The organism is Providencia sp. PROV209 (assembly GCF_028479485.1).
GTDB classification, from domain to species: Bacteria; Pseudomonadota; Gammaproteobacteria; order Enterobacterales; family Enterobacteriaceae; genus Providencia; species Providencia alcalifaciens.
Window position 1 is genome coordinate 112274 of sequence record NZ_JAMPNR010000011.1, and the last position, 25937, is coordinate 138210.

23 protein-coding genes and 1 other RNA gene are annotated in these 25937 nt (G+C 41.5%); 19 read left to right on the plus strand and 5 right to left on the minus strand.

Going from position 1 to position 25937, the window contains the following annotated elements; all coding sequences use genetic code 11:
* Window positions 1–97: 97 nt before the first annotated feature.
* The 10 genes from nadC (at window position 98) to acnB (ending at window position 13866) form a co-directional block, all read left to right on the plus strand.
* Entirely contained in the window at window positions 98–1003 is a 906-nt protein-coding gene (gene nadC, locus PR795_RS08185) for a carboxylating nicotinate-nucleotide diphosphorylase (RefSeq protein ID WP_006660776.1), read from the plus strand.
* A 595-nt stretch (window positions 1004–1598) separates the two neighbouring features.
* On the plus strand, window positions 1599–2375 hold the full coding sequence (gene pdhR, locus PR795_RS08190; RefSeq protein ID WP_006661169.1) for a pyruvate dehydrogenase complex transcriptional repressor PdhR: 777 nt from the start codon (window positions 1599–1601) through the stop codon (window positions 2373–2375).
* Between the two features lie 193 nt (window positions 2376–2568).
* Window positions 2569–5235 (plus strand): pyruvate dehydrogenase (acetyl-transferring), homodimeric type, encoded by a 2667-nt coding sequence (gene aceE / locus PR795_RS08195; RefSeq protein WP_006660778.1) that lies wholly within the window; start codon window positions 2569–2571, stop codon window positions 5233–5235.
* Window positions 5236–5248: 13 nt separating this feature from the next.
* Window positions 5249–7114 carry a pyruvate dehydrogenase complex dihydrolipoyllysine-residue acetyltransferase gene (gene aceF / locus PR795_RS08200; protein WP_036978473.1) on the plus strand — a complete coding sequence of 622 codons (1866 nt, stop codon included), beginning with the start codon at window positions 5249–5251 and terminating at the stop codon, window positions 7112–7114.
* A 205-nt stretch (window positions 7115–7319) separates the two neighbouring features.
* Window positions 7320–8747: a dihydrolipoyl dehydrogenase gene (gene lpdA, locus PR795_RS08205; protein WP_006661171.1), complete on the plus strand. Its 1428-nt coding sequence runs from the start codon at window positions 7320–7322 to the stop codon at window positions 8745–8747.
* Window positions 8748–8958: 211 nt separating this feature from the next.
* Window positions 8959–9363, plus strand: coding sequence for a hypothetical protein (locus PR795_RS08210; protein WP_232373690.1), 405 nt, complete (start codon window positions 8959–8961; stop codon window positions 9361–9363).
* 357 nt (window positions 9364–9720) lie between these two features.
* A complete protein-coding gene (locus PR795_RS08215) occupies window positions 9721–10038 on the plus strand; it encodes a hypothetical protein (protein WP_006661173.1) in 318 nt (105 codons plus the stop codon).
* Window positions 10039–10053: 15 nt separating this feature from the next.
* Window positions 10054–10335 carry a hypothetical protein gene (locus PR795_RS08220; RefSeq protein ID WP_051459686.1) on the plus strand — a complete coding sequence of 94 codons (282 nt, stop codon included), beginning with the start codon at window positions 10054–10056 and terminating at the stop codon, window positions 10333–10335.
* 7 nt (window positions 10336–10342) lie between these two features.
* Window positions 10343–10705, plus strand: a complete 363-nt coding sequence (locus PR795_RS08225) for a hypothetical protein (RefSeq protein WP_036968231.1) — start codon at window positions 10343–10345, stop codon at window positions 10703–10705.
* 563 nt (window positions 10706–11268) lie between these two features.
* Window positions 11269–13866, plus strand: coding sequence for a bifunctional aconitate hydratase 2/2-methylisocitrate dehydratase (gene acnB, locus PR795_RS08230; RefSeq protein WP_006658026.1), 2598 nt, complete (start codon window positions 11269–11271; stop codon window positions 13864–13866).
* Between the two features lie 106 nt (window positions 13867–13972).
* Here acnB and PR795_RS08235 read toward each other — a convergent pair whose 3' ends face one another.
* A complete protein-coding gene (locus tag PR795_RS08235) occupies window positions 13973–14350 on the minus strand; it encodes a VOC family protein (protein WP_006658027.1) in 378 nt (125 codons plus the stop codon).
* Between the two features lie 176 nt (window positions 14351–14526).
* On the opposite strand from PR795_RS08235, the gene PR795_RS08240 reads away from it, so the two are divergent.
* From PR795_RS08240 to PR795_RS08255, 4 genes are all read left to right on the plus strand, one after another.
* On the plus strand, window positions 14527–14892 hold the full coding sequence (locus tag PR795_RS08240; RefSeq protein ID WP_006658028.1) for a YacL family protein: 366 nt from the start codon (window positions 14527–14529) through the stop codon (window positions 14890–14892).
* A 152-nt stretch (window positions 14893–15044) separates the two neighbouring features.
* The gene (gene mscS, locus PR795_RS08245) at window positions 15045–15917 is read left to right on the plus strand and encodes a small-conductance mechanosensitive channel MscS (protein ID WP_006661175.1); all 873 of its coding nucleotides are present in this window, start codon (window positions 15045–15047) and stop codon (window positions 15915–15917) included.
* Window positions 15918–16123: 206 nt separating this feature from the next.
* Entirely contained in the window at window positions 16124–16741 is a 618-nt protein-coding gene (gene argO / locus PR795_RS08250) for an arginine exporter ArgO (RefSeq protein ID WP_006661176.1), read from the plus strand.
* 115 nt (window positions 16742–16856) lie between these two features.
* Window positions 16857–17585: an oxidative stress defense protein gene (locus tag PR795_RS08255; protein ID WP_006658031.1), complete on the plus strand. Its 729-nt coding sequence runs from the start codon at window positions 16857–16859 to the stop codon at window positions 17583–17585.
* Here PR795_RS08255 and PR795_RS08260 read toward each other — a convergent pair.
* Window positions 17575–18495, minus strand: coding sequence for a LysR family transcriptional regulator ArgP (locus tag PR795_RS08260; RefSeq protein ID WP_006658032.1), 921 nt, complete (start codon window positions 18493–18495; stop codon window positions 17575–17577). The two genes, PR795_RS08255 and PR795_RS08260, sit on opposite strands and share 11 nt — an antisense overlap.
* A 197-nt stretch (window positions 18496–18692) precedes the next feature.
* Here PR795_RS08260 and rpiA point away from each other — a divergent pair, with 197 nt between their 5' ends.
* Window positions 18693–19352, plus strand: coding sequence for a ribose-5-phosphate isomerase RpiA (gene rpiA, locus PR795_RS08265; RefSeq protein WP_006658033.1), 660 nt, complete (start codon window positions 18693–18695; stop codon window positions 19350–19352).
* Between the two features lie 428 nt (window positions 19353–19780).
* Window positions 19781–21031 carry a phosphoglycerate dehydrogenase gene (gene serA, locus PR795_RS08270; RefSeq protein ID WP_006658035.1) on the plus strand — a complete coding sequence of 417 codons (1251 nt, stop codon included), beginning with the start codon at window positions 19781–19783 and terminating at the stop codon, window positions 21029–21031.
* Window positions 21032–21068: 37 nt separating this feature from the next.
* Here the strand turns inward: serA and PR795_RS08275 are convergent, their stop codons facing one another.
* From PR795_RS08275 to zapA, 3 genes are all read right to left on the minus strand, one after another.
* Entirely contained in the window at window positions 21069–21671 is a 603-nt protein-coding gene (locus tag PR795_RS08275) for a 5-formyltetrahydrofolate cyclo-ligase (RefSeq protein WP_224063609.1), read from the minus strand.
* A 139-nt stretch (window positions 21672–21810) separates the two neighbouring features.
* Window positions 21811–21993: non-coding RNA, 6S RNA (gene ssrS / locus PR795_RS08280), on the minus strand.
* 109 nt (window positions 21994–22102) lie between these two features.
* Window positions 22103–22432, minus strand: coding sequence for a cell division protein ZapA (gene zapA / locus PR795_RS08285; RefSeq protein WP_006658037.1), 330 nt, complete (start codon window positions 22430–22432; stop codon window positions 22103–22105).
* A gap of 222 nt (window positions 22433–22654) precedes the next feature.
* On the opposite strand from zapA, the gene PR795_RS08290 reads away from it, so the two are divergent.
* The 3 genes from PR795_RS08290 to ubiH all read left to right on the plus strand — a co-directional run bounded on the left by PR795_RS08290 (window position 22655) and on the right by ubiH (window position 25936).
* A complete protein-coding gene (locus PR795_RS08290; protein ID WP_006658038.1) occupies window positions 22655–23233 on the plus strand; it encodes a YecA/YgfB family protein in 579 nt (192 codons plus the stop codon).
* Between the two features lie 164 nt (window positions 23234–23397).
* A complete protein-coding gene (pepP, locus tag PR795_RS08295) occupies window positions 23398–24720 on the plus strand; it encodes a Xaa-Pro aminopeptidase (protein WP_006661178.1) in 1323 nt (440 codons plus the stop codon).
* A 37-nt stretch (window positions 24721–24757) separates the two neighbouring features.
* Window positions 24758–25936, plus strand: coding sequence for a 2-octaprenyl-6-methoxyphenyl hydroxylase (ubiH, locus tag PR795_RS08300; protein WP_181480115.1), 1179 nt, complete (start codon window positions 24758–24760; stop codon window positions 25934–25936).
* Window position 25937: the final 1 nt, after the last annotated feature.

The following is a 25937-nucleotide window of genomic DNA, read 5'->3' on the forward strand; positions in this document are numbered from 1 at the left end:
GTATCCATAGTATGCTCTTTTCTTTTTTGTAAGTGCCCGTAATTAGAAAAGATTAACATAATTGAGATCTCTGCGGGTGCATATTTTGGAGTGAACGATGACTACACGACGTTATGATGAACAAGAAAGACGCAAAATGCTCATGGCAAGATTAGTCGCTGATATTCCTTTCATGGTCAGCGTGGCTTTAAAAGAAGATCTTGGTCAGATTATTGATTATAAAAGGGATATCACTGGGCAGTTATTAAGTAAAGAAACACAAGCACATGCTCAGATTATTACTCGTGAAGAAGGTGTTTTTTGTGGGCAAAAATGGCTAGAAGAGGTTTTTTACCAGCTAGGTAACAAAGTTAAAGTAGATTGGAAAGTACAGGATGGCGATAAAGTTTCGCCTAATCAAGTGCTATGCAAAATGCAGGGACCTTCTCAAATCTTGCTTACGGGCGAAAGAACTGCATTGAATTTCATTCAAACGTTATCGTCTGTATCCACAGTAACTGCAAAGTATGTGGCTTTTCTTGAAGGTACACGGGCTAAATTATTAGATACCCGTAAAACAATTCCCGGTCTACGTAGTGCATTAAAATATGCAGTACTCATGGGGGGCGGTTATAACCATCGACTAGGTTTGTCAGATGCCTATCTCATCAAAGAAAACCATATTATTTCTGCGGGATCAGTTTCTCAAGCGGTTTCTCTTGCTCGTCAAGCTCACCCAGATGTTCCTATTGAAGTTGAAGTTGAAAATTTAGAAGAGCTGTTACAGGCAATCAAAGCCCGCGCAGACATTATCATGCTTGATAATTTTACGACTGACATGATGAAAGATGCAGTGGTTATTACGAATGGCAAAGCTGCCTTAGAAGTGTCAGGGAATGTCACAGATAAAACGATCAGAGAATTTGCAGAAACGGGCATTGATTTTATTTCAGTCGGCGCATTAACGAAACACATTCAAGCGTTAGATCTTTCAATGCGCTTTACGAATGTCAAAAGTGAATAAGCACAAAGCTAAGGGCATAGACTGTATTGAATGAGATAAGGGCAGTCGATTGTTTGAATGATTTGCCCTAGATTAATCGTTATGCTCATAGTAATTATTCTTTTAGATATATTTTGTGTTTATCGAATTGCAGCGCATATTTAGGACATAAATGTTTACCATTGATGGTAAGTTATTATGTAATGAATGATTTAATATCATTCTTAATCACTATTGATTTAACAAATTTTTAACCAATAAAATTGTACTTATAAGTAGGAATAAACATATAACTCACAATTTGATTTAAAATTCACTATGTATATATAAGTATTCACTAATTGGTAAGCTGTAACGCTTCAGTTTTGTTTTTTACGGCATAAAAAATCATTATTTTTGTTAATATTGTGTGTTGTTTAGTCAAGGGTTGGTTATTAATTAATGCTTTTTTTAAAAAAAATCGTTAAAACTTGCAGGATTTTATGATTTAGCTCAAGGTCTTTATGGACAGATAGTGAATACTTTGTTACTTTATTAAGCCATAAAATAATTGGTATGACCAATTAACACTGGGTACTAGATAATCAATAATTACTCACTATGAAAATGGCAGATTATGACTTACGGTAAAATTCGCCAACCAAAGTTATCTGATGTAATCGAGCAGCGGCTTGAGCATCTTATATTCGAGGGGACTTTACGCCCCGGCGAAAAGCTGCCTCCTGAACGTGAACTTGCGAAGCAATTTGATGTCTCAAGACCATCAGTGCGTGAAGCTATTCAAACCTTAGAAGCAAAAGGTCTTCTATCTCGTCGTCAAGGTGGTGGCACATTTGTACAAAAGCAGATGTGGCAAAGTTTTAGTGACCCATTGACCGAATTACTCGCTGGTAACCCAGAATCTCAATTAGATCTTTTAGAAACTCGTCATGCATTAGAAGGCATTGCTGCCTATTACGCTGCATTACGTGGTACAGAAGAAGATCTTGAGCGTATCCGTCAAAGCTATGAATTGATTAAATCGGCTCAAGAAAGTGGCGATCTTAATGCAGAATCAGATGCTGTATTACAGTATCAACTGATTGTAACGGAAGCAGCGCATAATGTAGTGCTCCTTCATTTACTACGCTGCATGATCCCAATGCTAGAGCAAAATATTCGACAGAATTTTGAGTTCTTGTATACCCGCAAAGAGATGTATAACGCGGTAAGTGAACATAGAGAACAGATTTTCTCCGCTATTGTTGCAAGAGAACCAGAAAAAGCGCGAGAGGCATCACATCGGCACCTCGCTTTCATTGAGGACTTGCTGCTGGATATTGGTCGTGAACAAACTCGCAGAGAACGTTCGCTACGCCGATTACAGCAACATCCTGGCTTAGATCAGATTTAAAAATTAGTAATGCGGATCCTGACTGCTGCGTCTGCATTACTGTGAGCACTCTTAATTAGAAGTAAAGCGGCAACTACATTAGGGCCTATCTTCCTGTTGTTTTCACTGTCATGAAGACAATCGTATGAAGAAAGCACTGGGAAGATAGGCTCCACATAACCATATAAAATAGATAACAGATAAGGAATACACCATGTCAGATATGTTAAAAAATGACGTGGACCCGATTGAAACTCGCGACTGGCTACAGGCGATTGAATCGGTCATCCGTGAAGAAGGTGTTGATCGTGCACAGTTTATTATCGAGCAGGTATTAAGCGAAGCACGTAAAGGCGGTGTTAACATTGCCGCTGGTGCATCTGGTAGTTCTGATTACATCAACACTATTGCTGTTGAAGATGAACCTGCATACCCTGGTAACATGGATTTAGAACGCCGTATCCGTTCTGCAATTCGCTGGAACGCTGTAATGACCGTTCTGCGTGCATCTAAAAAGGATTTAGAACTGGGTGGCCACATGGCATCATTCCAGTCCTCCGCAACTTTATATGAAGTTTGCTTCAACCATTTCTTCCGCGCTCATAACAACAATGATGGTGGTGACTTAGTCTTTTTCCAAGGCCATATCTCCCCAGGTATCTATGCGCGTGCATTCTTAGAAGGTCGTTTAACTGAAGAACAGATGAATAACTTCCGTCAAGAAATTGGTGGTAAAGGTCTGTCTTCTTATCCGCACCCTAAATTGATGCCAGATTTCTGGCAGTTCCCGACCGTTTCAATGGGCCTGGGACCACTAAATGCGATTTATCAGGCTAAATTCCTGAAATATTTGGATAACCGTGGACTGAAAGATACGTCAGCACAGCGTGTTTATGCTTTCTTAGGTGATGGTGAAATGGATGAGCCAGAATCTAAAGGCGCAATCACTATCGCAACACGCGATAAGTTAGATAACTTAGTCTTCGTTATTAACTGTAACTTGCAACGTTTAGATGGCCCGGTTACAGGTAACGGCAAAATTGTTAACGAGTTAGAAGGCATCTTTAGCGGAGCTGGCTGGCAAGTTATTAAAGTTATGTGGGGCGATCGTTGGGATGAGCTACTGCGTAAAGATACTACCGGTAAGCTGGTTCAATTGATGAACGAAACCCTTGACGGTGACTATCAAACATTTAAATCACGCGATGGTGCATATGTGCGTGAGCACTTCTTCAACCGTTATCCTGAAACGGCTGCATTAGTGAAAGATATGACTGATGACGAAATTTGGGCCCTGAACCGTGGTGGTCATGATCCGAAGAAAGTGTATGCAGCATTCAAAAAAGCGCAAGAAACTAAAGGCAAACCAACTGTTATTTTAGCTCAAACCATCAAAGGTTATGGTATGGGTGAAACTGCAGAAGGTAAAAACATTGCTCACCAAGTTAAGAAAATGAACATGGATGGCGTTCGCCACTTCCGTGATCAGTTCAATGTACCAGTTGCTGATGAGCAAATTGAAAAACTGCCATTTATCACTTTCGATAAAGATTCAGAAGAATACAAATACCTGCATGAGCGTCGTCAAGCTCTGGGTGGCTATTTACCAGCTCGTCGTGCTAAATTCGATGAAAAACTGGAAATTCCTACACTGGCAGATTTCAGTCAATTACTGGAAGAACAATCTAAAGAGATTTCAACAACAATCGCATTTGTTCGTGCATTGAATGTCATGTTGAAAAACAACTCTATCAAAGAGCGTTTAGTACCAATCATTGCAGACGAAGCTCGTACCTTCGGTATGGAAGGTCTGTTCCGTCAAATCGGTATCTATAGTCCGAAAGGTCAGCAATATACTCCGCAAGATCGTGAGCAAGTTGCTTACTATAAAGAAGACTCTAAAGGTCAAATTCTGCAAGAGGGTATCAACGAACTGGGTGCCGGTTCTTCATGGTTAGCGGCTGCAACATCATACAGCACCAATAACCTGCCAATGATCCCATTCTATATTTACTATTCTATGTTTGGTTTCCAACGTATTGGTGACTTAATGTGGGCAGCAGGTGACCAACAAGCTCGTGGCTTCTTGATCGGTGGTACTTCAGGTCGTACAACATTGAATGGTGAAGGCTTACAGCACGAAGATGGTCATAGCCATATCCAATCTCTGACGATTCCTAACTGTATTTCTTATGATCCAGCTTACGCTTATGAAGTTGCGGTGATCATGCAAAACGGTTTAGAGCGTATGTACGGCGAGAAACAAGAGAACGTGTATTACTACATCACGACTCTGAACGAAAACTATCACATGCACGCAATGCCGGAAGGTGTTGAAGAAGGTATCCGTAAAGGTATCTATAAACTGGCTTCTGTTGAAGGTAGCAAAGGTAAAGTGCAGCTATTAGGTTCAGGTTCTATGATGCGCCATGTTCGCGAAGCCGCTGATATTCTGGCCGCTGAGTATGGAATTGGTTCTGATGTCTATAGCGTAACATCATTCACTGAATTGGCGCGTGATGGTCAAGACTGTGAACGTTGGAATATGCTGCATCCATCAGCAACACCACGCGTACCGTATGTTGCTCAAGTAATGAATGATGCTCCAGCAGTTGCTTCTACTGACTACATGAAACTCTTCGCTGAGCAAATCCGTACTTATGTTCCAGCAAGTGAATACCGTGTTCTGGGTACAGATGGTTTTGGTCGTTCTGACAGCCGTGAGAACCTGCGTCACCACTTCGAAGTGGACACAACGTATGTCATCGTTGCAGCGTTAGGTGAATTGGCTAAACGTGGTGAGATTGATGTTAAAGTCGTTGAAGAAGCGATTAAAAAATACAACATCAACCCAGATAAAGTTAACCCACGTTTGGCATAAGAGGTAATAATCAATGTCTATTGAAATCCAAGTGCCAGATATCGGTGCTGATGAAGTTGAAGTCACCGAAGTGATGGTTAAAGTTGGTGATAAAGTAGAAGCTGAGCAATCGCTCATCACTGTTGAGGGTGATAAAGCGTCTATGGAAGTCCCATCTCCACAAGCGGGTGTGGTTAAAGAGATTAAAATTGCAGTTGGTGACAAAGTTACTACTGGTAAATTAATCATGATCTTTGATTCGGCAGAAGGTGCATCTGCGCCAGCTGCGGCTCCAGAAGCTCCTGCGGCAGCACCAACAGCACCTGCAGCTTCTGCACTGAAAGAAGTTGCTGTGCCAGATATCGGTGGTGATGAAGTTGAAGTCACCGAAATTATGGTGAAAGTGGGTGATGCAATCACGGCTGAGCAATCTCTGATTACCGTTGAAGGTGATAAGGCTTCAATGGAAGTCCCTGCGCCATTTGCAGGTACTGTCAAAGAGATCAAAATTGCGACTGGCGATAAAGTGAAAACTGGCTCGCTGATCATGGTATTCGAAGTTGCGGGCGCAGCGCCTGCAGCAGCGGTTTCTGCCCCAGCAGCACCGGCAGCGGCACCAGCCGCAGCGGCAATCAAAGACGTTAACGTGCCAGATATCGGTGGTGATGAAGTTGAAGTTACCGAAGTCATGGTCAAAGTTGGCGACACCGTAACAGCTGAGCAATCTTTAATCACCGTTGAAGGCGATAAAGCATCAATGGAAGTACCGGCACCATTCGCAGGTACAGTTAAAGAGATCAAGATTGCGACTGGCGATAAAGTCAAAACTGGTTCCCTGATTATGACTTTCGAAGTTGCGGGTGCAGCGCCAGCTCCTACTGCAGCTCCGGCTTCAGCACCAGTTGCAGCTCCAGCAGCTGCGCCAGTAGCCTCTGCTCCAGCTAAAACTGCTGATAGCAAAAATGAATTTGTTGAGAACGATGCGTATATTCACGCAACACCGGTTATTCGTCGTTTAGCGCGCGAATTCGGTGTGAACTTAGCGAAAGTGAAAGGTACGGGTCGTAAAGGTCGTATCTTACGTGAAGACGTTCAAGCTTACGTTAAAGATGCAATCAAGCGTGCGGAAGCACCAGCAGCAGCTGGCGGTGGTTTACCGGGGATGCTGCCATGGCCGAAAGTTGATTACAGCAAATTTGGTGAAGTTGAAGAAGTTGAGCTGGGTCGTATCCAGAAAATTTCTGGCGCTAACCTGAGCCGTAACTGGGTCATGATCCCGCACGTAACTCTGATGGAAGAAGTGGATACCACTGAAGTTGAAGAGTTCCGTAAGCAACAGAACAAAGAAGCTGAGAAGAAAAAACTGGATGTGAAAATCACTCCATTAGTCTTCGTGATGAAAGCGGTTGCTCGTGCTCTGGAAGAAATGCCACGCTTCAACAGCTCTATTTCAGAAGATGCACAGCGTCTGTTCCTGAAAAAATATATCAATATCGGTATCGCGGTTGATACACCAAATGGCTTAGTGGTTCCTGTTTTCAAAGACGTGAACAAAAAAGGCATTATGGAGTTATCTCGTGAGCTTGGCGAAGTGTCTAAGAAAGCGCGCGCAGGTAAACTGACCGCAGCAGACATGCAAGGCGGTTGTTTCACTATTTCTAGCTTAGGTGGTATCGGTACGACCGGCTTCGCACCAATCGTGAATGCACCTGAAGTGGCAATTATGGGGCTGTCTCGCTCTTCTATCAAACCAGTTTGGAATGGTAGCGAGTTTGTTCCTCGCCTGATTCTGCCAATGTCCTTGTCATTTGACCACCGTGTGATTGATGGCGCTGATGGTGCGCGCTTCATTACTTTAGTTGGACAACTGATGAGCGATATCCGCCGTCTGGTAATGTAACTAAGAAGACCGGTCAATTGACCGGTCTGTTTTATTTAGGCTGGGGCAGAGTTTTTCGCTGTTGCAACGAAAGGTTGGGAGTTACGTCACGTATTCAGCCTTTTCAGGATGTTAACAATTCTGTAAACTGCTTGCGGTGTGTACTTTACCAGTGGAAAATTCGTTTATTCGGCGGCCCCGCTGGACAAAACAAAAAGAGGTCATGATGAGTACTGAAATTAAAGCCCAAGTCGTTGTGCTTGGTGCAGGCCCAGCAGGTTATTCTGCGGCATTCCGTTGCGCTGACTTAGGTTTAGAAACTGTTTTGGTAGAACGTTACTCAACTCTTGGTGGAGTTTGTTTAAACGTTGGTTGTATCCCTTCTAAAGCATTACTGCACGTTGCTAAAGTTATCGAAGAAGCTAAAGCATTAGCTGAGCACGGTATTGTATTTGGCGAGCCAAAAACTGACATTTCCAAAGTTCGTCTGTGGAAAGAAAAAGTGATTAACCAGCTGACCGGCGGCTTAGCGGGAATGGCGAAAGGCCGTAAAGTTAACGTAGTTAACGGTCTGGGTAAATTTACTGGCGCGAATACACTGGTTGTTGAAGGCGAAAACGGCAGCACCACTATCAATTTTGATAATGCGATTATTGCTGCGGGTTCACGTCCAATTCAGTTACCATTTATTCCTCATGAAGATCCACGTATTTGGGATTCAACAGATGCATTAGAACTGCAAGAAGTTCCTGAGCGTCTGCTGGTCATGGGTGGCGGTATCATCGGTCTTGAGATGGGTACTGTATACCATGCACTGGGTTCACAAATTGATGTGGTTGAAATGTTTGACCAAGTTATCCCAGCTGCGGATAAAGACGTGGTTAAAGTATTCACTAAGCAAATCAGCAAGAAATTTAACTTACTGTTAGAAACTAAAGTGACTGCTGTTGAAGCGAAAGAAGATGGTATCTACGTTTCAATGGAAGGTAAAAAAGCGCCAGCTGAACCACAACGTTATGACGCTGTGTTAGTGGCTATCGGTCGCGTACCTAACGGTAAGAACTTAGACGCAGGTAAAGCGGGCGTTGAAGTTGATGATCGTGGTTTCATCCATGTTGATAAACAAATGCGTACTAACGTACCGCACATCTTTGCTATCGGTGACATTGTAGGTCAACCAATGCTGGCTCACAAAGGTGTTCACGAAGGTCACGTTGCAGCAGAAGTTATCTCTGGTCTGAAACACTACTTCGATCCTAAAGTTATTCCATCAATCGCTTATACTGAGCCAGAAGTTGCATGGGTTGGTTTAACTGAGAAAGAAGCGAAAGAGAAAAACATCAGCTATGAAACAGCAACATTCCCATGGGCTGCATCAGGTCGTGCAATCGCATCTGACTGTTCTGAAGGTATGACTAAGCTGATTTTCGACAAGCAATCTAACCGTATCATCGGTGGTGCAGTTGTTGGTGTTAACGGCGGTGAATTACTGGGCGAAATCGGTTTGGCAATCGAAATGGGTTGTGATGCTGAAGATTTAGCATTAACTATTCATGCTCACCCAACACTGTATGAATCAATTGGTATGGCTGCAGAGATCTACGAAGGTAGCATCACTGACTTACCAAACGCGAAAGCGAAAAAGAAAAAATAATTTTCTTTTTTAGCAAGAAATAAGCGAATTGAAGACCAAAGCAGAAATGTTTTGGTCTTTTTATTATTAATTAATAAAGCAGTGCTAACTTATTTTCTTAATTATATAAATATTATAATGGCTATAATTTTGATATTTACACTTAGTTGACTATAAAAGATTTTAAATTTAACTTCTTTGCTGTTTTTAAACAACAACAAGGATGTTAATTATGCTCTATATAGATTCAATGACTGTTTATGCCAACCCCGTCCCTTTTAATTTTACTGATGTAACGAATGATGATCTTTTTTATGGTGATTATGCTTTTAATAATAATAGTATAAATGAGCAATATGACCATTTGAAAACTATCACAAGAATTATAGAGAATGATAATTATAATCTGGAGATATCTAGAGATAGGGATGTAAATCGAGAAAATATAGTATCAGAAGATACGGTAAACACACCATTACCATCACCACAAGAACCATCACCTCAAGAAAAATTAACATTAAGTTATCAGGAATCTTTAAATAAAATAAGAGTGCTAAAAGAAGAGAAAAATAATTTAGAAAAAAGTTATGAATGGAATTTTTTGACTGATCCGGAGAAATACCCATGTAATTATTAATGGTTTTTTAAATCACCAGATCTTAATATCACTGCAAATGTTAAATTTAATTCAATACAAGATAGAGATCGCTTACTTTCAGATAACTTTGATGATAGCCCTATAGATATACCAAAATTAAACTTTTTTGATCCTAAACCTTTTTATAATGCTATTGAGAGAAACGCAGAATTATCAGCAAGAAATTATCTGCTAGCAACTCAGGAAAGACATACTCAATTAACAAAAGAAATTCAGTCTAATGAAAGTGAATTAAGAAATATTCAAATTAGTATTGAAAAAAGCAGTGTTTTAACAATCCCAACACCGTTAATTCCAGTAAACAGCGGAAGCTCCACGCTTGATGAAACAACAAGAATGGATACAAGTGTTGCTCAAGCAATTGAAAATAAACTGAATGCGATTGGTGATAAATTAGCAGAAACATTTGAATGTTCCTTTGGATTTGCTTGTGCATCGGATTTGGATAAGGCTGCTAAAAATCCAAATCTTGGGAACGATTTAACGGCAGAAGAAAAAGAAGAATTAGGAATCTCAGGTGGTAGCGTAAGTGGCACTCCTAATGGCTTTGAACCAGATGATGAAAGGTTTAACCAACAAGAAACTCATACATCCAATAGAATAAATGAAATTAAAGAATTGTTTGAATATGATAGCAGTAGAGCTGGTATTTAAATTGGGAATAGATCTTTGATTGAAATCCCAAACAAAGGTAACGCAAAGATTTTTAGTGGGGTATCAGAAGTAGAAATAAAGCAGTATTTTGTTGAGTTAACAGGTAATAAAGCTTTGCCCGAAGTAAGAGTAGTTCCAGGAAAAGGAAATATTTATACTGTTAAAACACCAAATGGGAGCTTCAACTTACGTGATTTTTCGAATTCTGCTAGAGAAACAGGAAAAGCTTGGACGATTGATATTCCAAGGGGCATTGCTAAAGATACTGCACCTGTAGAAATAAAATTTTTAAAGTGAGCATATAATGGAAAAAATTTTATATTTTGATGAAATTATTGATGATGCAAAAGGGCTATGGCTATCAGGGTTATTTGGTTCCATAGTTGGTTGGAATCCAAATAAATCTTTTTATGAACATAAAAATATCTTTTTCTATGTGATAAAAAAATTATTAGATGATCAAGTAATTAAATTTTGTTCTCCTGATGATCCACTAGGTAAAAATATTTCATACTGGAATGCTAATAGCCAAGAAATTGTTAATTACCTTGAAGTTCACTGGCCTGAAAATTCAGTGGAAGAAGATGATGATGAGTTGAATATGTATTTTTATGAAATGCCGGCTATTTTGTGGAAAGATGAGTCTGGAAAATATGTGGGTTCCTAAGTTTTCATTTATCCGTCAGTTATTTGAAATAATTTAAGTTTCAATTGAAGAGCCTAGATTTTCGTAGGCTCTTTTTTATTGCTTCCCCTCAGCAATTTGGTTGGACTAAAAAGACCAATAAACCCTATAAAATCCATTAAAAAATTTTAAACCAATCGCAATGATTTGCCTTATCAATTAGTCAGATAAGTAAAAATGAGTTATTAAATATAATTTGTGATAAGGGATGAAAAAAGACACTAATTAGAGTGCTTTCAGCCATGAAATGGATTATAAAAAGTAGGGTCTTAATGGATGTTTATAATGGATTATGATGTTTCAAGCTTAAAAATTGCCCTATAAAGTTTGTTAATGGGTTAAGTTAGCAGAAGAATGTTACTTTCTTGTGAATGAATTAACATTACGTTTAAATTCTGCTATGCTGATTGCCCGAAGCTGGACATAATTTTATCGCCATTGAGATTATGTGAGCAAATTCCTCTGACCTGGCACCGGATGATAATTTTTTTCAGGATGGTGCAGACAGCCGGGTATATAAATAACAAAGAAGCGAGGAGAACGTCGTGCTAGAAGAATACCGTAAGCACGTAGCCGAGCGTGCCGCTCAAGGGATTGTCCCTAAGCCATTAGATGCGTCACAAGTAGCTGCACTAGTCGAGTTACTGAAAAACCCACCCAAAGGTGAAGAAGATTTCTTGTTAGACCTGCTGACCAACCGTGTCCCACCTGGCGTTGATGAAGCAGCTTACGTTAAAGCTGGATTTTTAGCCGCGATCGCAAAAGGCGAAACATCCTCCCCTCTGATCTCCCCTGAAAAAGCCATTGAACTGCTAGGTACCATGCAGGGCGGATACAATATTCACGCACTAATCGAAGCTCTTGATGATGCCAAATTGGCAGCCATCGCAGCGAAAGCACTTTCCCACACTCTACTGATGTTCGATAATTTCTATGATGTAGAAGAAAAAGCGAAAGCGGGAAATGCGCATGCTAAGCAAGTGATTGAATCATGGGCGAATGCAGATTGGTTCAAAGAGCGTCCTGAATTAGCTGAAAAAATGACCGTGACGGTCTTTAAAGTGACTGGCGAAACCAACACGGATGACTTATCTCCTGCACCAGATGCATGGTCGCGACCAGATATTCCTCTGCATGCTTTAGCCATGCTGAAAAACGCACGCGATGGCATCGTTCCTGATGAAGCGGGTAACGTAGGTCCAATTAAACAAATCGAAGAACTGAATAAAAAAGGCTTCCCGCTGGCTTATGTGGGTGACGTTGTCGGTACTGGTTCTTCACGTAAATCAGCAACGAACTCCGTTCTGTGGTTTATGGGCGATGATATTCCATTCGTGCCTAATAAACGCGGTGGCGGTGTTGTGCTGGGCGGAAAAATTGCACCAATCTTCTTTAACACAATGGAAGATGCGGGAGCACTGCCAATTGAAGTGGATGTATCTAAGCTGAATATGGGCGATGTGATTGATATCTATCCATATAAAGGTGAAGTTCGTAATCACGAAACTAACGAATTGTTAGAAACATTCGAATTAAAAACGGACGTGTTAATCGACGAAGTTCGTGCTGGTGGTCGTATTCCTCTAATCATCGGTCGTGGCTTAACCACAAAAGCACGCGAGGCATTAGGTTTAGGTGCAACGGATATGTTCCGTCTTGCAAAACCTGTTGCACAAAGTAATCGTGGTTACTCATTAGCACAAAAAATGGTCGGTCGCGCATGCGGTCGTCAAGGTATTCGCCCTGGTGAATACTGTGAACCTAAAATGACGTCTGTCGGTTCACAAGATACAACGGGTCCAATGACTCGTGATGAGCTGAAAGACTTAGCGTGTTTAGGATTCTCTGCGGATTTAGTGATGCAGTCATTCTGTCACACGGCGGCGTATCCAAAACCAGTAGACGTGACAACACACCATACACTACCTGATTTTATTATGAACCGTGGTGGGGTTTCTCTGCGTCCGGGCGACGGTATTATTCACTCTTGGTTAAACCGTATGCTATTGCCAGATACTGTTGGTACTGGTGGTGACTCGCATACCCGTTTCCCAATTGGTATCTCATTCCCAGCAGGTTCTGGTTTAGTGGCTTTTGCTGCTGCAACCGGTGTTATGCCTCTGGATATGCCAGAGTCCGTATTAGTTCGCTTCAAAGGACAAATGCAACCGGGTATTACATTACGTGACCTTGTTCATGCTATTCCTCTGTATGCGATTAAAGATGGATTACTGACTGTTGAGAAAAAAGGTAAGAAAAACATTTTCTCTGGCCGTATTCTGGAAATTGAAGGTCTTCCTGAGCTGAAAGTTGAGCAAGCATTTGAATTAGCGGATGCGTCAGCAGAACGTTCAGCTGCGGGTTGTACTATCAAGTTGGATAAAGCGCCAATCATTGAATACCTGCAGTCCAACATCGTTCTGTTGAAATGGATGATCGCGGAAGGTTACGGCGACCGCCGTACCATCGAACGTCGTATCAAAGGGATGGAAAACTGGCTTGCTAACCCTGAGTTACTGGAAGGTGACGCGGATGCAGAATACGCGGCAGTGATTGAAATCGATCTTAATGAGATCAAAGAGCCAATTCTGTGTGCGCCAAATGACCCAGATGATGCACGTTTACTGTCTGATGTTCAGAATGAAAAAATCGATGAAGTATTTATCGGTTCTTGTATGACTAACATCGGTCACTTCCGTGCGGCAGGTAAACTGCTGGATTCCCATAAAGGTCAATTACCAACTCGCCTGTGGGTTGCGCCACCAACGAAGATGGATGCTGCGCAGCTAACGGAAGAAGGTTACTACAGCGTATTTGGTAAGAGTGGGGCTCGTATTGAAGTCCCAGGCTGTTCACTGTGTATGGGTAACCAAGCTCGAGTGGCAGATGGCGCAACCGTTGTTTCCACGTCTACGCGTAACTTCCCGAACCGTTTAGGTACAGGTGCCAATGTTTATTTGGCATCAGCGGAGTTAGCCGCAGTGGCTTCCCTATTAGGTCGCTTGCCAACACCTGCTGAGTATCAACAGTTTATGAATAAAGTCGATGAGACTGCGGAAGACACATACCGTTATCTGAACTTTGATCGACTGGATCAGTACACTGAGAAAGCGGATGGAGTGATTTTCCAAACTGCTGTTTAATGATTGATTAATAGCGTTATATTAATTAAACCCCAATAGTTGTTAATTCAATTATTGGGGTTTTCTATTTCTACGTGAAAAATACAGAGGGATAAATAGGTTGATGCTAAATATATTGAGAAATTTCGATTAAATTTAAATCGGGATCTCGGAGATATAACGACAAAATTTTGCCTGTAGCGCCAGTGCGTTGTACAGGTCCTTCAATAATTTTTACATCCTGTTGTTCAAGATGTTTTTGCACATCGAGAAGCGGTATATCACTAATAAAACAGAGATCCAGTGACCCTGGCACGGGTAAGTGAGCCTTAGGTTCAAACTCTTTTCCATATTGGTGAATGTTTATTTTTTGCTGACCAAACTGTAATGCGTAACGTTGTTCACCAAACGTGATCACAGACATTTTTAAGATACGCTGGTAAAAATCAAGACAGGTATCAAGATTAGTGGTGGTTAAAACAAGGTGGTCTACGCGATTAATCATTGAAGCCCTTATTACTGAGTCGAAGAGGTATAGTTAATTTTAATTGAATAAGCATATTTGTGTAGCGCAATAATTCCATACTGAAATATTCTTCTGACAGCTCGTAATAGCGCTAAGCAAACCCACTTGACTCGCGTTATACTTAATTCAAAGACGCAAAGTGTGAGGTATTGCATATGGACTACCAATTTTTAAAGGATATTACAGGAAGTATTACCGCAAAATTTTCAATGGATCATGAAGCTATTGGTTATTGGCTAAACGAGGAAATTAAAAACGACCTCAGTTTACTGGATACTATCGCAGATAATTATGAACTGATTAAAGGCAGTGAAAAGCAGTGGGAGTTTATTGGTCACGAATACACACTGATTCTCGATGATGAGGAAGTCATGATCCGTGCGAATCAGTTAGCGTTTGAGACCGATGGGTTAGAAGAAGGAATGAGTTACTATGATAATGAAAGCATTGCCTTTTGCGGTATCAATGACTTCTTCGATATGCTAGATGACTATCGTGAATTTGTTATCGAAAATCGATAAAAAGTATTTTATTTATCGATTAATTTTATATTTTGATGATTTATAGCTATTATTTTAAGCGTGTTATTCAATTATTTACTCATGATTTTTGAGATTGTTAATTGAATTGAGCGAGTTTTCCTAGTCTAAATTTGATCGAAAAGGATATACATATGAATACTGATGATGTTACAGGCGCATTGAATGATGCAACGAATTGGTTTGTGGCAAATCAGGATCTGCTAGTCCAGTATGTCGTCAATATCGTTTCCGCACTTGTTATTTTAATTGTGGGGTTGATGATTGCTAAATGGGTTAGCCGTGGTTTGAATCGTGTGATGACAATGAGAGGAATTGACTCCACTGTTAGCGAATTCTTATCTGCTATTGCTCGCTATACCATTGTGGCATTTACCTTAATTGCTGTGCTGGGCAAAATTGGCGTACAAACTGCCTCTGTCATCGCGGTAATGGGTGCCGCCGGTTTAGCGGTTGGTTTAGCATTACAAAACTCATTAGGTAACTTTGCTGCAGGCGTTTTGCTGGTGGTATTTAGACCATTAAAAGCGGGTGAGTTTGTGAAGATTGGTGCGATTGACGGTACTGTTCAAAGCGTACAAATTTTCTCAACCACATTGAGAACGGCGGATGACCGTATCGTTGTTATCCCAAATGGTAAAATCATTGGGGACAGCATCATTAACGTGACCCGTGAGCCACTTCGCCGTCAAGATATCATGGTGGGCGTTGCTTATAACTCAGATATTGATATGGTTAAAAAAGTCTTAGGTGATATTGTTGCGGCTGATAAACGTATTCTGCACGATAAAGGTGTGACTATCCGTTTAAATGAAATGGCGCCATCTTCATTGAATTATTTAGTGCGTTTTTGGACCACGAATGGTGATACTTGGCCTGTTTACTGGGATTTAATGGAAAACTTTAAACGTGCATTAGATCAGCACAATATTGGAATTCCATTCCCACAAATGGATGTTCATCTCCACCAAGTTAATCCTAGCGTGAAAAATATTTCTGCTGAATAAGTCATCATGTGTACCATGAAAAATGGCGTAGACTAGAAAACTACGCCATTTTTATTCCCAGAATATAGGTAATCTTATTTCAAATTTCTCTCCATGAATTTGTATTAGCCTTTCTTATGCCCTATTAGAGTTAATCGTTTTCACTAATGATTTTTCGTGGATATTATTCTGTGCAGATAATCTGAATAATTATTAGGAAAATTTGCATGTTTACGATTTATTTTCAGGGAGCTCTTTTAGGGGCTGCAATGATATTGCCATTAGGTCCACAAAATGCATTTGTTTTACAACAAGGTAGCCGAAAGCAGTTTCATTTGATGAGTGCATTATTATGCGCATTAAGTGATACGATTTTAATTATTGCGGGGGTTTTTGGTGGCAGCGCGTTATTAAGTCAATCTGAGCTATTAATGGCACTGATTACTTGGGCGGGAGTCGCATTTTTAGTGTGGTATGGCTATGAGGCATTTCGCACAGCAATGACGCCAGATGACGCAGTATTGCAATTAGAACGTAAGATGATGACACGATGGAAAGTGGTCGTGACGTTGTTTGCCGTGACTTGGCTTAACCCTCATGTGTATTTAGATACTTTTGTGGTATTAGGTAGTGTTGGTGGTCAATTAGAAAGTCAGTTGCGCCCATGGTTCACGGCTGGGGCATTAACGGCTTCATTCGTTTGGTTTTTTTTATTAGCGATGTTAGCGGCGTGGTTTTCTCCTATACTGAATAAACCACGGTCCCAGCGTTTTATTAATCTGTTTGTAGGCTGTGTGATGTGGTTTATTGCATTTCAACTCGCAATGCACGGGCTAGGATATTAATTAGCATTATTCTGAATCGCAGTTTGTGGTAAATATGATAATGTGAATCTTAATCAGAGGAGGTTTATGATGAACTTCCTCTTTATTATAGAGAAAAACACCATTGGGAGGTTCTGTGAAATTGAAATCTATCGTTGTTGCTGCCGTATTGGCAGGTCTTGCGGTTCCGAGCATCTCTTTGGCTAGTGCAGCACCGGAAGGTCCTCATATTTCAACGTCAGCAAGTGGGGCGGTGAAAGTAGCACCGGATATGGCAACGTTGAGCATTAATGTGCAGGTTACGAATAAAGATGCTGCGGCGGCAAAAGCGGCAGTTGATAAGCGCGTTGCTGAATACTTTGAATTCCTGAAGAAAAATGGAATTGAAAAGCAGGATATTGATGCTGCAAATGTACGAACACAACCTAACTATGATTATAGTTCAGCGTCTAAGCCAACACTGAAAGGATATACGGCGATAAGAACCGTCGATGTCAAAGTGAAAAAGTTGGATCAGCTAAATGTTCTACTTGATGGTGCGTTGACGGCAGGATTAAATGAAATTAATTCTGTGCAGTTTGGGGTGAGTGATCCTCAGAAATACCGTAATGCAGCCCGTGACCAAGCAATGAAGAATGCTCAGTTACAAGCTGAAGCGCTGGCAAAAGGGTTTAATGCACAGTTAGGACCGATTTATAGCATTAATTACAATGCTCCAGCTGATGTCCCATATCCAATGGCTGTGCGTGGTCAAGCGGGGTCACTGAAAGCGGCGGCTCAAGATCTCAACGTTAATGAGACCTATGAGCAGCAAAGTATCGATTTTAATGATCAAGTTGATGTGGTGTTTGAAATTAAACGTTAATCTCAGCGGCGATTTCATCATCTTGTTTTAGCATCTGGCGTCCTGTTTTTAATAGGGCGTCAGTGACTTTCTTCATTGTGCGACTTTCCGGTGCAAAACGATGCCAGTAGAGCATCCGGCGTTGACAGAGCCCCGGTGTTAAATCAATTAATTCACCATTTTCTAACTCACTGGCAATTTGCAAGTGTGGGATCATACAGCATGTTGACCCCTGTTTAGCTAATTGTACAAAGGCCTCTGATGAGTTAACGATATGGCAAGGTACACTGCCAGGTGATAGTCCAAAGTTTTGTTGTACAAAGGCTTGGTGCATATCATCCAAATGGTCAAATGCCACCGCGGGTGCTTTTAGTAAGGAGGCTCGAGTTACCCCATCAGGGAAATACTTCGCGGCAAAACCCGGTGAGGCGACGAAAATATAGTCTAATGCGCCCAGTTTATCGACTAAACAACCTGGCAAGGCTTGAGGTTGAATACTGATAGCCCCGACCACCTCCCCGCGTCTTAGGCGCTCTTGGGTGCGGGTTTCATCTTCCACTTGAATGTTCAAACGGATAGGCGTATTACCTAAAACTGGGTTTAGGGCGGGCAAAAACCATGTTGCTAAACTGTCAGCGTTCACCGCTAAGGAGAGCAATAATGGCGTGGAGCCACTGTTTTCATCTCCAAGCCACTGTTCTTCGAGTAATTCAACTTGATGAAGCAATGCCAACAGTTTTTGACCTTGTTCAGTTGGATGTGGCGGAACGGTACGCACAAGCAAAGGTTGACCAAAAAGGTTTTCTAACTGTTTGATTCGTTGAGAAACTGCAGACTGAGTGATGCATAACTTTTGTGCTGCTCGTTCAAATCCGCGTTCACGAATGACGGCATCCAGTGCTTGCAAGGCGCGATAATCAGGGCGCTTCATCAAAAACTCTCCTTCTTGTTATTCTGCCAATCACTATGCCATATTTTTAGGGATAACACTTGCAAATATTCCTAAAGGGTATTTTTCATAAGAAGTAGTGCACAATCCCTAATAACAATACTGCAACTTGCAGAATGTCCGGTATATACTATTCACTATCTATTTAATGATTGAATATTCCAGTATAAGGCTCTCGCATGACTCAGGATGAATTGAAAAAAGCAGTAGGTTGGGCGGCATTAGAATATGTTAAGCCAGGCACGATTGTTGGGGTAGGTACAGGTTCTACCGCATCCCACTTTATTGATGCATTGGCAACAATGAAGGGACAAATTGAAGGAGCCGTTTCTAGCTCTGAAGCATCAACACAAAAATTGAAATCCTTGGGTATTCCTGTTTTTGACTGTAACAGTGTAGATTCATTAGATGTTTATGTTGATGGGGCTGATGAAGTAGATGGCAACATGAACATGATCAAAGGCGGTGGTGCCGCATTAACTCGCGAAAAAATTGTTTCTGCCATTGCTAAAACGTTTGTCTGTATCGTTGACCAATCTAAGTTAGTGGGTGTTTTAGGTAATTTCCCTCTACCTGTCGAAGTCATTCCAATGGCGCGTAGCTATGTTGCGCGTGAATTGGTTAAATTAGGCGGGCAACCAGTTTACCGTGAAAATGTGGTGACGGATAACGGTAACGTTATTCTGGATGTCCACAACTTAAAGATCCTCGATCCTGTTGCATTAGAAAACAAAATCAACGGTATTGCTGGCGTCGTGACTGTGGGACTATTCGCTAACCGTGGTGCTGATGTCGTATTGATGGGAACAGCTGAAGGTGTAAAAACTATTAAGCTGTAATCTTCTGTGGTTAATGATAAGCCAGTGGATTTTAAGTTCACTGGCTTATTTTGTTTTTAACTAGATAGCTAAAGCGTTAATGACTTTTATAAATATGGTAAACCTGAAAATTATTTAAATTTTTTTTACCATCCGTTATTTTGGTGATATATCTCACACAAATGCCCATTGGGTGGGCAAAATGCTTATTTTGTGTTACCGCTCTAGATTTTCCACCACATAACTTCTTTTTCTTCACACTTTTTAGCAGCGTCTAAGCAATCGTTTGTATTGCTACTGCGCTGAATTTTGCTATGTTGGTATTCTCGTTTTATTTCAAGGTGCATGTGAGGGGCTGGAGTGCCTTAATTTCATGACTTGCATCTCGAATTATTTTGAGTTCATACGAAATTCATCTGTCATAAATTAAGTACGATAGGGTAGGGTAAATGGTCAAGGTATCTTTGCAGAAAGACAAAATTAAATTTTTACTGCTTGAAGGTGTTCACCAAAGTGCTGTGGATAACCTCAAAGCAGCGGGTTACACCAATATCGAATATCACAAAAGCGCGCTGTCGGACGAAGAATTAAAAGAAGCAATTAAAGACGCTCGTTTTGTCGGTATCCGTTCCCGTACTCATTTGACTGAAGAGATCTTTGCATCGGCAGAGAAACTGGTGGCAGTGGGTTGCTTCTGTATTGGGACTAACCAAGTTGATTTAGATGCGGCAGCAAAACGCGGTATTCCTGTCTTTAACGCACCATTCTCCAACACACGTTCCGTGGCGGAAATGGTATTAGGTCAGCTATTACTATTATTGCGTCGTATTCCTGAAGCCAATATGCAGGCGCACCGCGGTATTTGGGAAAAACAAGCGAAAGGCTGTTTTGAAGCTCGAGGCAAGCGTTTAGGTATTGTCGGTTATGGTCATATCGGTACTCAGTTAGGGATCTTAGCTGAAGGGATTGGTATGGATGTTTATTTTTATGACATTGAAAATAAATTGCCATTAGGTAATGCGACGCAAGTTCGCTCATTACCTGAGCTACTGAAAATGAGCGATGTGGTGAGTTTGCATGTGCCCGAAACAGCAAGTACCAAGGATATGATTGGTGCAACGCAATTTGAGCAAATGAAAAAAGGTGCAATTTTCATCAATGCTTCTCGTGGTACGGTCGTTGATATCCCAGCACTTAGCGCAGCATTAGAAAGCAAAAAATTATCAGGCGCGGCAGTTGATGTGTTCCCAACAGAGCCAGCGGCAAATAATGATCCGAATGATCCGTTCATCTCTGAGTTGATTAAATTTGACAACGTGATCCTGACACCACACATCGGTGGTTCAACGGAAGAAGCGCAAGAGAATATCGGTTTAGAAGTGGCGAGTAAGCTAGCAAAATACTCTGACAATGGTTCAACATTATCTGCGGTTAACTTCCCTGAGGTTTCACTGCCAGTCCATACGGATGATACCAACCGCTTACTGCATATTCATGAAAACCGTCCAGGGATGATGAATAGCATCAACCAAGTATTTACGGAAAATAACATCAACGTAGTAGGGCAATATCTGAGAACGTCAGGTAATGTTGGTTATGTTGTTATTGATGTGCTGACGCAATCACCTGGTCAGGCGGATGAAGTGTTAGTGAAATTGAAATCACTGCCAGGCACTATTCGCGCTCGCCTGTTGTTCTAATTGAATTTAGCTTTTTATTCTCATATGGCGTTGGTGCTTACCAGCGCCATATTTTTTTAGGGGTGATAATTTCAGGTAATGGAATATCCCAATGTGCTACTGGTAAATTTTCAACTTGCTGGCAATCATGGGCAAGCCCAATAGGATAAAAGCCAGTTTGCTGCCATTTCGCTAACGTTCTATCGTAAAAACCGCCACCCATTCCTAATCGCTGCCCTTGGCTATCAAATGCCACGAGTGGGATCATCATAATATCGAGCTGCTCAATGGGTAATACATCTGAAATATTCAATGGAGGTTCTTCGATATTAAACTTATTTTTTACTAGTGCAGTTTCTGGTGTGTAACGTAAAAATAAGAGGTTATTAGGGCTAAATGGATGAATGACGGGGAGATAAATATGTTTCCCTTGTTCCCAGAGAGCTTGAATTAATGGGCGTGTATTAATTTCCCCATCGAACGATAGAAATAGGGCGATAGTTTTTGCTTGTGCTATTTTGGGGTGATTGAGTGAGTGAGTCACTATTTGCTGTGCCGCAGCGTCTTGTGCTTCAAGGGAAAGTGCCCGACGGGCTGCCCTAATGGATTGACGAGTTTGCTGACGTGATAAAGAAAGCGCATCTGACATAACCATTTCCATATACCTTCCCTCATAGAAAGTTGTATAACCAGCGGAAAAACATAACAAACAGTATATCGCAAGCGATAGGAATGGGTAGTTTTTCGCAGAGTATTTGGGAAGTTGTGCAGAGGACACATAAACAACAGGAAAAGAAAGGGAGGTCTCCAAGATGCCGTTGTAGGCTGTAACCCTTGAACCCTTGGTTCAAGGTGAACGCAGTTTAGCAACCTTTAGGCTTCCTGAGCGAATCAGGCATGCTCACCAGCGCAAAAACCACATTCTGTTTGGTATGAAATATCGGCTCAGGGGACTCACCCACTGACGCGCATCTCAGAGAAATTTGTTTTGAGAACTTACGTTACTCAGTGACTTCATTGTACGAAATTAGAGTATAAATGCAACCTAATTTTTAGTTTTATTTTTTACTAGTGATTGATTAATAAGCATAATTACTCTAGGGGCAATACCTGCCTCTCAGTGATTTTCACCTGATCGTGCAACGCTTGCTCAATCGTTTGTTGCAATACCTTTATCTTCTCTTCCATATTATAAGCATAATCGCGTGTTTTTGTCTTTTCTTGTGCTAATTCGTGACAGACGTTCAATGCGACAATGAAAATAAGCTGTTCAGTGTTAGTTACACCACTTCTGTCTTTTAAATTCTTTAGACGTTCTTCTAACTCTTTTGCGGCTTCTAACAGCGCTTCTTTTTGTTCTATTGGGCAATTAACGCGCATAGATCGCCCAAAAATCTGAATATCAACGGGTTGTGCGGACATGATACCTCCATACTAAAATCTTTTTCGCCAATAAAAGTGGGACATTTGGCGTAAATGTTGTTAATTTTCACATAGCTTATGCATAGATAGGCATTGGCGTTATATTACTAGTTTAGAATAAAAATAAACTAATAATAACTCAGACAAAAAAAAGCAGACTGGTCTAGCGGCTATCCTTGGTGGTAGCATATCACGAATCCCAAGCTAACATGACGAATTCAGATGTCTATACAAAAATCTTTACCTAACTATGAATCGTTGGACAATTTGCTCCAACAGCACTCAATCGCACTCACTGCTGCCGAAATCCATGGTTTAATTACCGGATTAATTTGTGGAGGAAGTCGTGACCACGGTTGGCAAACACTCGTCCATGATTTGGCAAATGACGGACTTGCATTTCCACAGACGGTAGCTCAGCCGCTACGTGAGCTGTATGACCTCACATTTGATGCATTAGATGACAGCGAATTCGCATTTAATATGCTATTTCCTGATGAAGACGCTTCAGTGTTTGATCACGCAGATGCGTTAGCTGGCTGGGTTAATCACTTCTTACTGGGCATTGGTGTTGCTCAACCTAAACTTACTGATAAAAAAGAGATTAGCGAAGTTATTACTGATTTACGTAACATCGGTATGCTTGGTTATGATGAAGAAGAAGACCAAGAAGAGCTTGAGCAAGCCTTAGAAGAAGTTGTTGAATATGTCAGAGTTGCCGTTCAACTGTGCTACATCGCATTAGTTGAGCCGAAAAATGGACCAACCGCAGTCGAGAATATCAAGCCCGTTCTCCACTAATCTATAATGCTAGGTAATGACCATTAACCGTCGGTTTTCTGGGTTATCAGAAGCCTATGGTTAAGGGGGCTCTTTACCTAATATAAGACGATTGCTCTTTGATTTTTAGCTAATCATCAAATAAGCAATTTACCTAAAACCCAAAATAATAAGGCAATAACGGTATGAATAAGCAGGAATTTATTTCTCGTCGTAATGCATTATTGGCTCAAATGGCGCCTGCAAGTGCTGCCATTATTTTCTCAGCACCTGAAGCACAACGTAATGCGGATTGCGAATATCCGTATCGCCAGCACAGTGATTTTTTGTATCTGACTGGATTTAGTGAGCCAGAAGCGGTTTTAGTTTTAATTAAAAGTGATGAGAAACATAGTCATACCGTGTTGTTCAACCGCGTCCGTGATTTAACCGCAGAAATTTGGTTTGGTCGTCGTCTAGGACAAGAAGCGGCACCTGAAAAATTAGGTGTAGATAAAGCGCTACCATTTGATGAGATTGTTGATCAACTCTATCAATTATTGAATGGATTAGATGTGGTTTATCATGCTCAAGGTGAGTTTGAGTATGCGGATAAATTGGTTTTTGGTGCGCTGGATGTATTACGCCGTGGTAGCCGCCGCAATTTGAAAGCCCCTCAAACTGTTATTGATTGGCGTCCGATGGTGCATGAAATGCGTCTGTTTAAATCGGATGCAGAAATGGCAGTTATGCGTAAAGCGGGGGAAATCTCAGCCTTAGCCCACATTCGTGCGATGGAAACTTGCCGTCCAAATATGTATGAATATCAACTCTGTGGTGAAATTGAATATGAATTCACTCGCCATGGCGCGCGTTTCCCTTCCTATAACACTATCGTTGGTAGCGGCGAAAATGCCTGCATTTTGCACTACACCGAAAATGAATGTGCTATGAAGGATGGAGACTTAGTTTTAATTGATGCGGGTGCGGAGTTAGAAGGGTACGCAGGAGATATTACTCGTACGTTTCCTGTGAATGGTAAATTTACCCAAGCGCAGCGTGAAATTTACGACATCGTTCTTGAATCTATCAATACCGCATTAGCGCTTTATCGCCCAGGAACCAGCATCCACGAAGTGACTCGACAAATTGTTCGTATCAAAACGGAAGGTTTAGTGAAATTAGGCATTTTACAGGGTGATGTCGAACAATTGATCGAAAACAAAGCGTATCATCCATTTTTTATGCATGGTTTAAGTCATTGGTTGGGCTTAGATGTGCATGATGTTGGTTTCTATGGTGTGGAAAGAGATCGCATTTTGGAACCGGGCATGGTGCTGACCATTGAGCCGGGGCTCTATATTGCACCAGATGCAGATGTACCCCCTCAATACCGCGGTATTGGTGTGCGTATTGAAGATGACATTCTTATCACTGAAGATGGGAATGAGAATCTAACGTCAATGGTCGTGAAAGATCCAGATGAAATAGAAGCGTTAATGGCGGCTGCTAAAAAACGCTTAGGTTAAGCAGTACAAAGTAATAACAGAAGGTAATTAATAATCTATGAATGTGATTATTGTTGGGGGAGGGATGGCTGGCGCCACATTGGCTCTGGCGATTTCGTCACTCAGTCAAGGACGCGTTTCGGTATCACTCATTGAAGCCTCTCGACCGGAAGGTCAGCATCCAGGCTTTGATGCTCGAGCGATTGCATTATCCCACGGCACCTGTCAGTACTTGTCATCGATAGGTGTTTGGTCTGCTTTTGCTGACTGTGTGACTCCGATTAATCACGTTCATGTGTCTGATAGAGGTCATGCCGGTTTTGTTAATATTCATGCCGAAGGTCACCAGATTACCGAGCTCGGTAATGTGATTGAATTGCATGAAGCTGGCGCCCGTTTATTTACCCTGTTGCGTAAGGCCCCAGGAGTCAAACTCTATTGTCCTGCAAAAGTAGAGCATGTAGAGCGTACCGTGGATAATGTGACGGTCACGTTAGCAAGTGGCGAACAAATTACGGGTCATCTTTTAGTGGCGGCCGATGGAAGTCGCTCTGCGATTGGACAAGCTTGTAACATGCAATGGCAGCAGGATGATTATGGGCAAGTGGCGATTATCGCGAACGTCAAAACAGCAATTGACCCCGCAGGACGTGCTTTCGAGCGCTTTACTGAATTTGGTCCTTTAGCGTTATTGCCTATGTCAGAAGGGCGCAGCTCGCTAGTGTGGTGCCATCATCAAGAGCATGCTGATGCTATTAATTCATGGGACGACGAAACGTTTATTCGCAAATTGCAGCAAGCATTTGGTTGGCGTTTAGGTGAAATCACCCAAGCCGGTAAACGCAACTGTTACCCGTTAGTATTAAGAAAAGCGGTTAATTCAGTGAGTCATCGTGTTGCGCTGGTGGGAAATGCAGCTCAGACGCTACACCCAATCGCGGGGCAAGGTTTCAATCTTGGGATCCGTGATGTAATGCAATTAGCTGAATTAGTGGTGAATGCTCATGCTAATCAGCAAGATATTGGTCATTATTCATTGCTAAATCAGTACCAACAATCCCGATTAGCTGACAGAGAAAAAACGGTCGCCATGACGGATGGTCTGGTTCGGTTATTTGCTAATCGTTGCTTTCCCCTGATCGTTGGGCGCAATTTGGGACTGATGGCGATGGAAATGTTACCGCCTATTCGTGATGTTTTAGCCCGCCAAACCCTTGGCTGGGTCGCACATAAATAAC

Coding starts and splice junctions, on each gene's coding strand:
- mscS (WP_006661175.1), top strand. CDS start 15,045: ATGAATACTGATGATGTTACAGGCGCATTGAATGATGCAACGAATTGG.
- lpdA (WP_006661171.1), top strand. CDS start 7,320: ATGAGTACTGAAATTAAAGCCCAAGTCGTTGTGCTTGGTGCAGGCCCA.
- zapA (WP_006658037.1), bottom strand. CDS start 22,432: ATGTCCGCACAACCCGTTGATATTCAGATTTTTGGGCGATCTATGCGC.
- PR795_RS08215 (WP_006661173.1), top strand. CDS start 9,721: ATGGATACAAGTGTTGCTCAAGCAATTGAAAATAAACTGAATGCGATT.
- pdhR (WP_006661169.1), top strand. CDS start 1,599: ATGACTTACGGTAAAATTCGCCAACCAAAGTTATCTGATGTAATCGAG.
- nadC (WP_006660776.1), top strand. CDS start 98: ATGACTACACGACGTTATGATGAACAAGAAAGACGCAAAATGCTCATG.
- PR795_RS08235 (WP_006658027.1), bottom strand. CDS start 14,350: ATGATTAATCGCGTAGACCACCTTGTTTTAACCACCACTAATCTTGAT.
- PR795_RS08275 (WP_224063609.1), bottom strand. CDS start 21,671: ATGGAAATGGTTATGTCAGATGCGCTTTCTTTATCACGTCAGCAAACT.
- PR795_RS08210 (WP_232373690.1), top strand. CDS start 8,959: ATGCTCTATATAGATTCAATGACTGTTTATGCCAACCCCGTCCCTTTT.
- PR795_RS08240 (WP_006658028.1), top strand. CDS start 14,527: ATGGACTACCAATTTTTAAAGGATATTACAGGAAGTATTACCGCAAAA.
- aceF (WP_036978473.1), top strand. CDS start 5,249: ATGTCTATTGAAATCCAAGTGCCAGATATCGGTGCTGATGAAGTTGAA.
- PR795_RS08290 (WP_006658038.1), top strand. CDS start 22,655: ATGTCTATACAAAAATCTTTACCTAACTATGAATCGTTGGACAATTTG.
- ubiH (WP_181480115.1), top strand. CDS start 24,758: ATGAATGTGATTATTGTTGGGGGAGGGATGGCTGGCGCCACATTGGCT.
- serA (WP_006658035.1), top strand. CDS start 19,781: ATGGTCAAGGTATCTTTGCAGAAAGACAAAATTAAATTTTTACTGCTT.
- PR795_RS08225 (WP_036968231.1), top strand. CDS start 10,343: ATGGAAAAAATTTTATATTTTGATGAAATTATTGATGATGCAAAAGGG.
- PR795_RS08260 (WP_006658032.1), bottom strand. CDS start 18,495: ATGAAGCGCCCTGATTATCGCGCCTTGCAAGCACTGGATGCCGTCATT.
- argO (WP_006661176.1), top strand. CDS start 16,124: ATGTTTACGATTTATTTTCAGGGAGCTCTTTTAGGGGCTGCAATGATA.
- pepP (WP_006661178.1), top strand. CDS start 23,398: ATGAATAAGCAGGAATTTATTTCTCGTCGTAATGCATTATTGGCTCAA.
- rpiA (WP_006658033.1), top strand. CDS start 18,693: ATGACTCAGGATGAATTGAAAAAAGCAGTAGGTTGGGCGGCATTAGAA.
- aceE (WP_006660778.1), top strand. CDS start 2,569: ATGTCAGATATGTTAAAAAATGACGTGGACCCGATTGAAACTCGCGAC.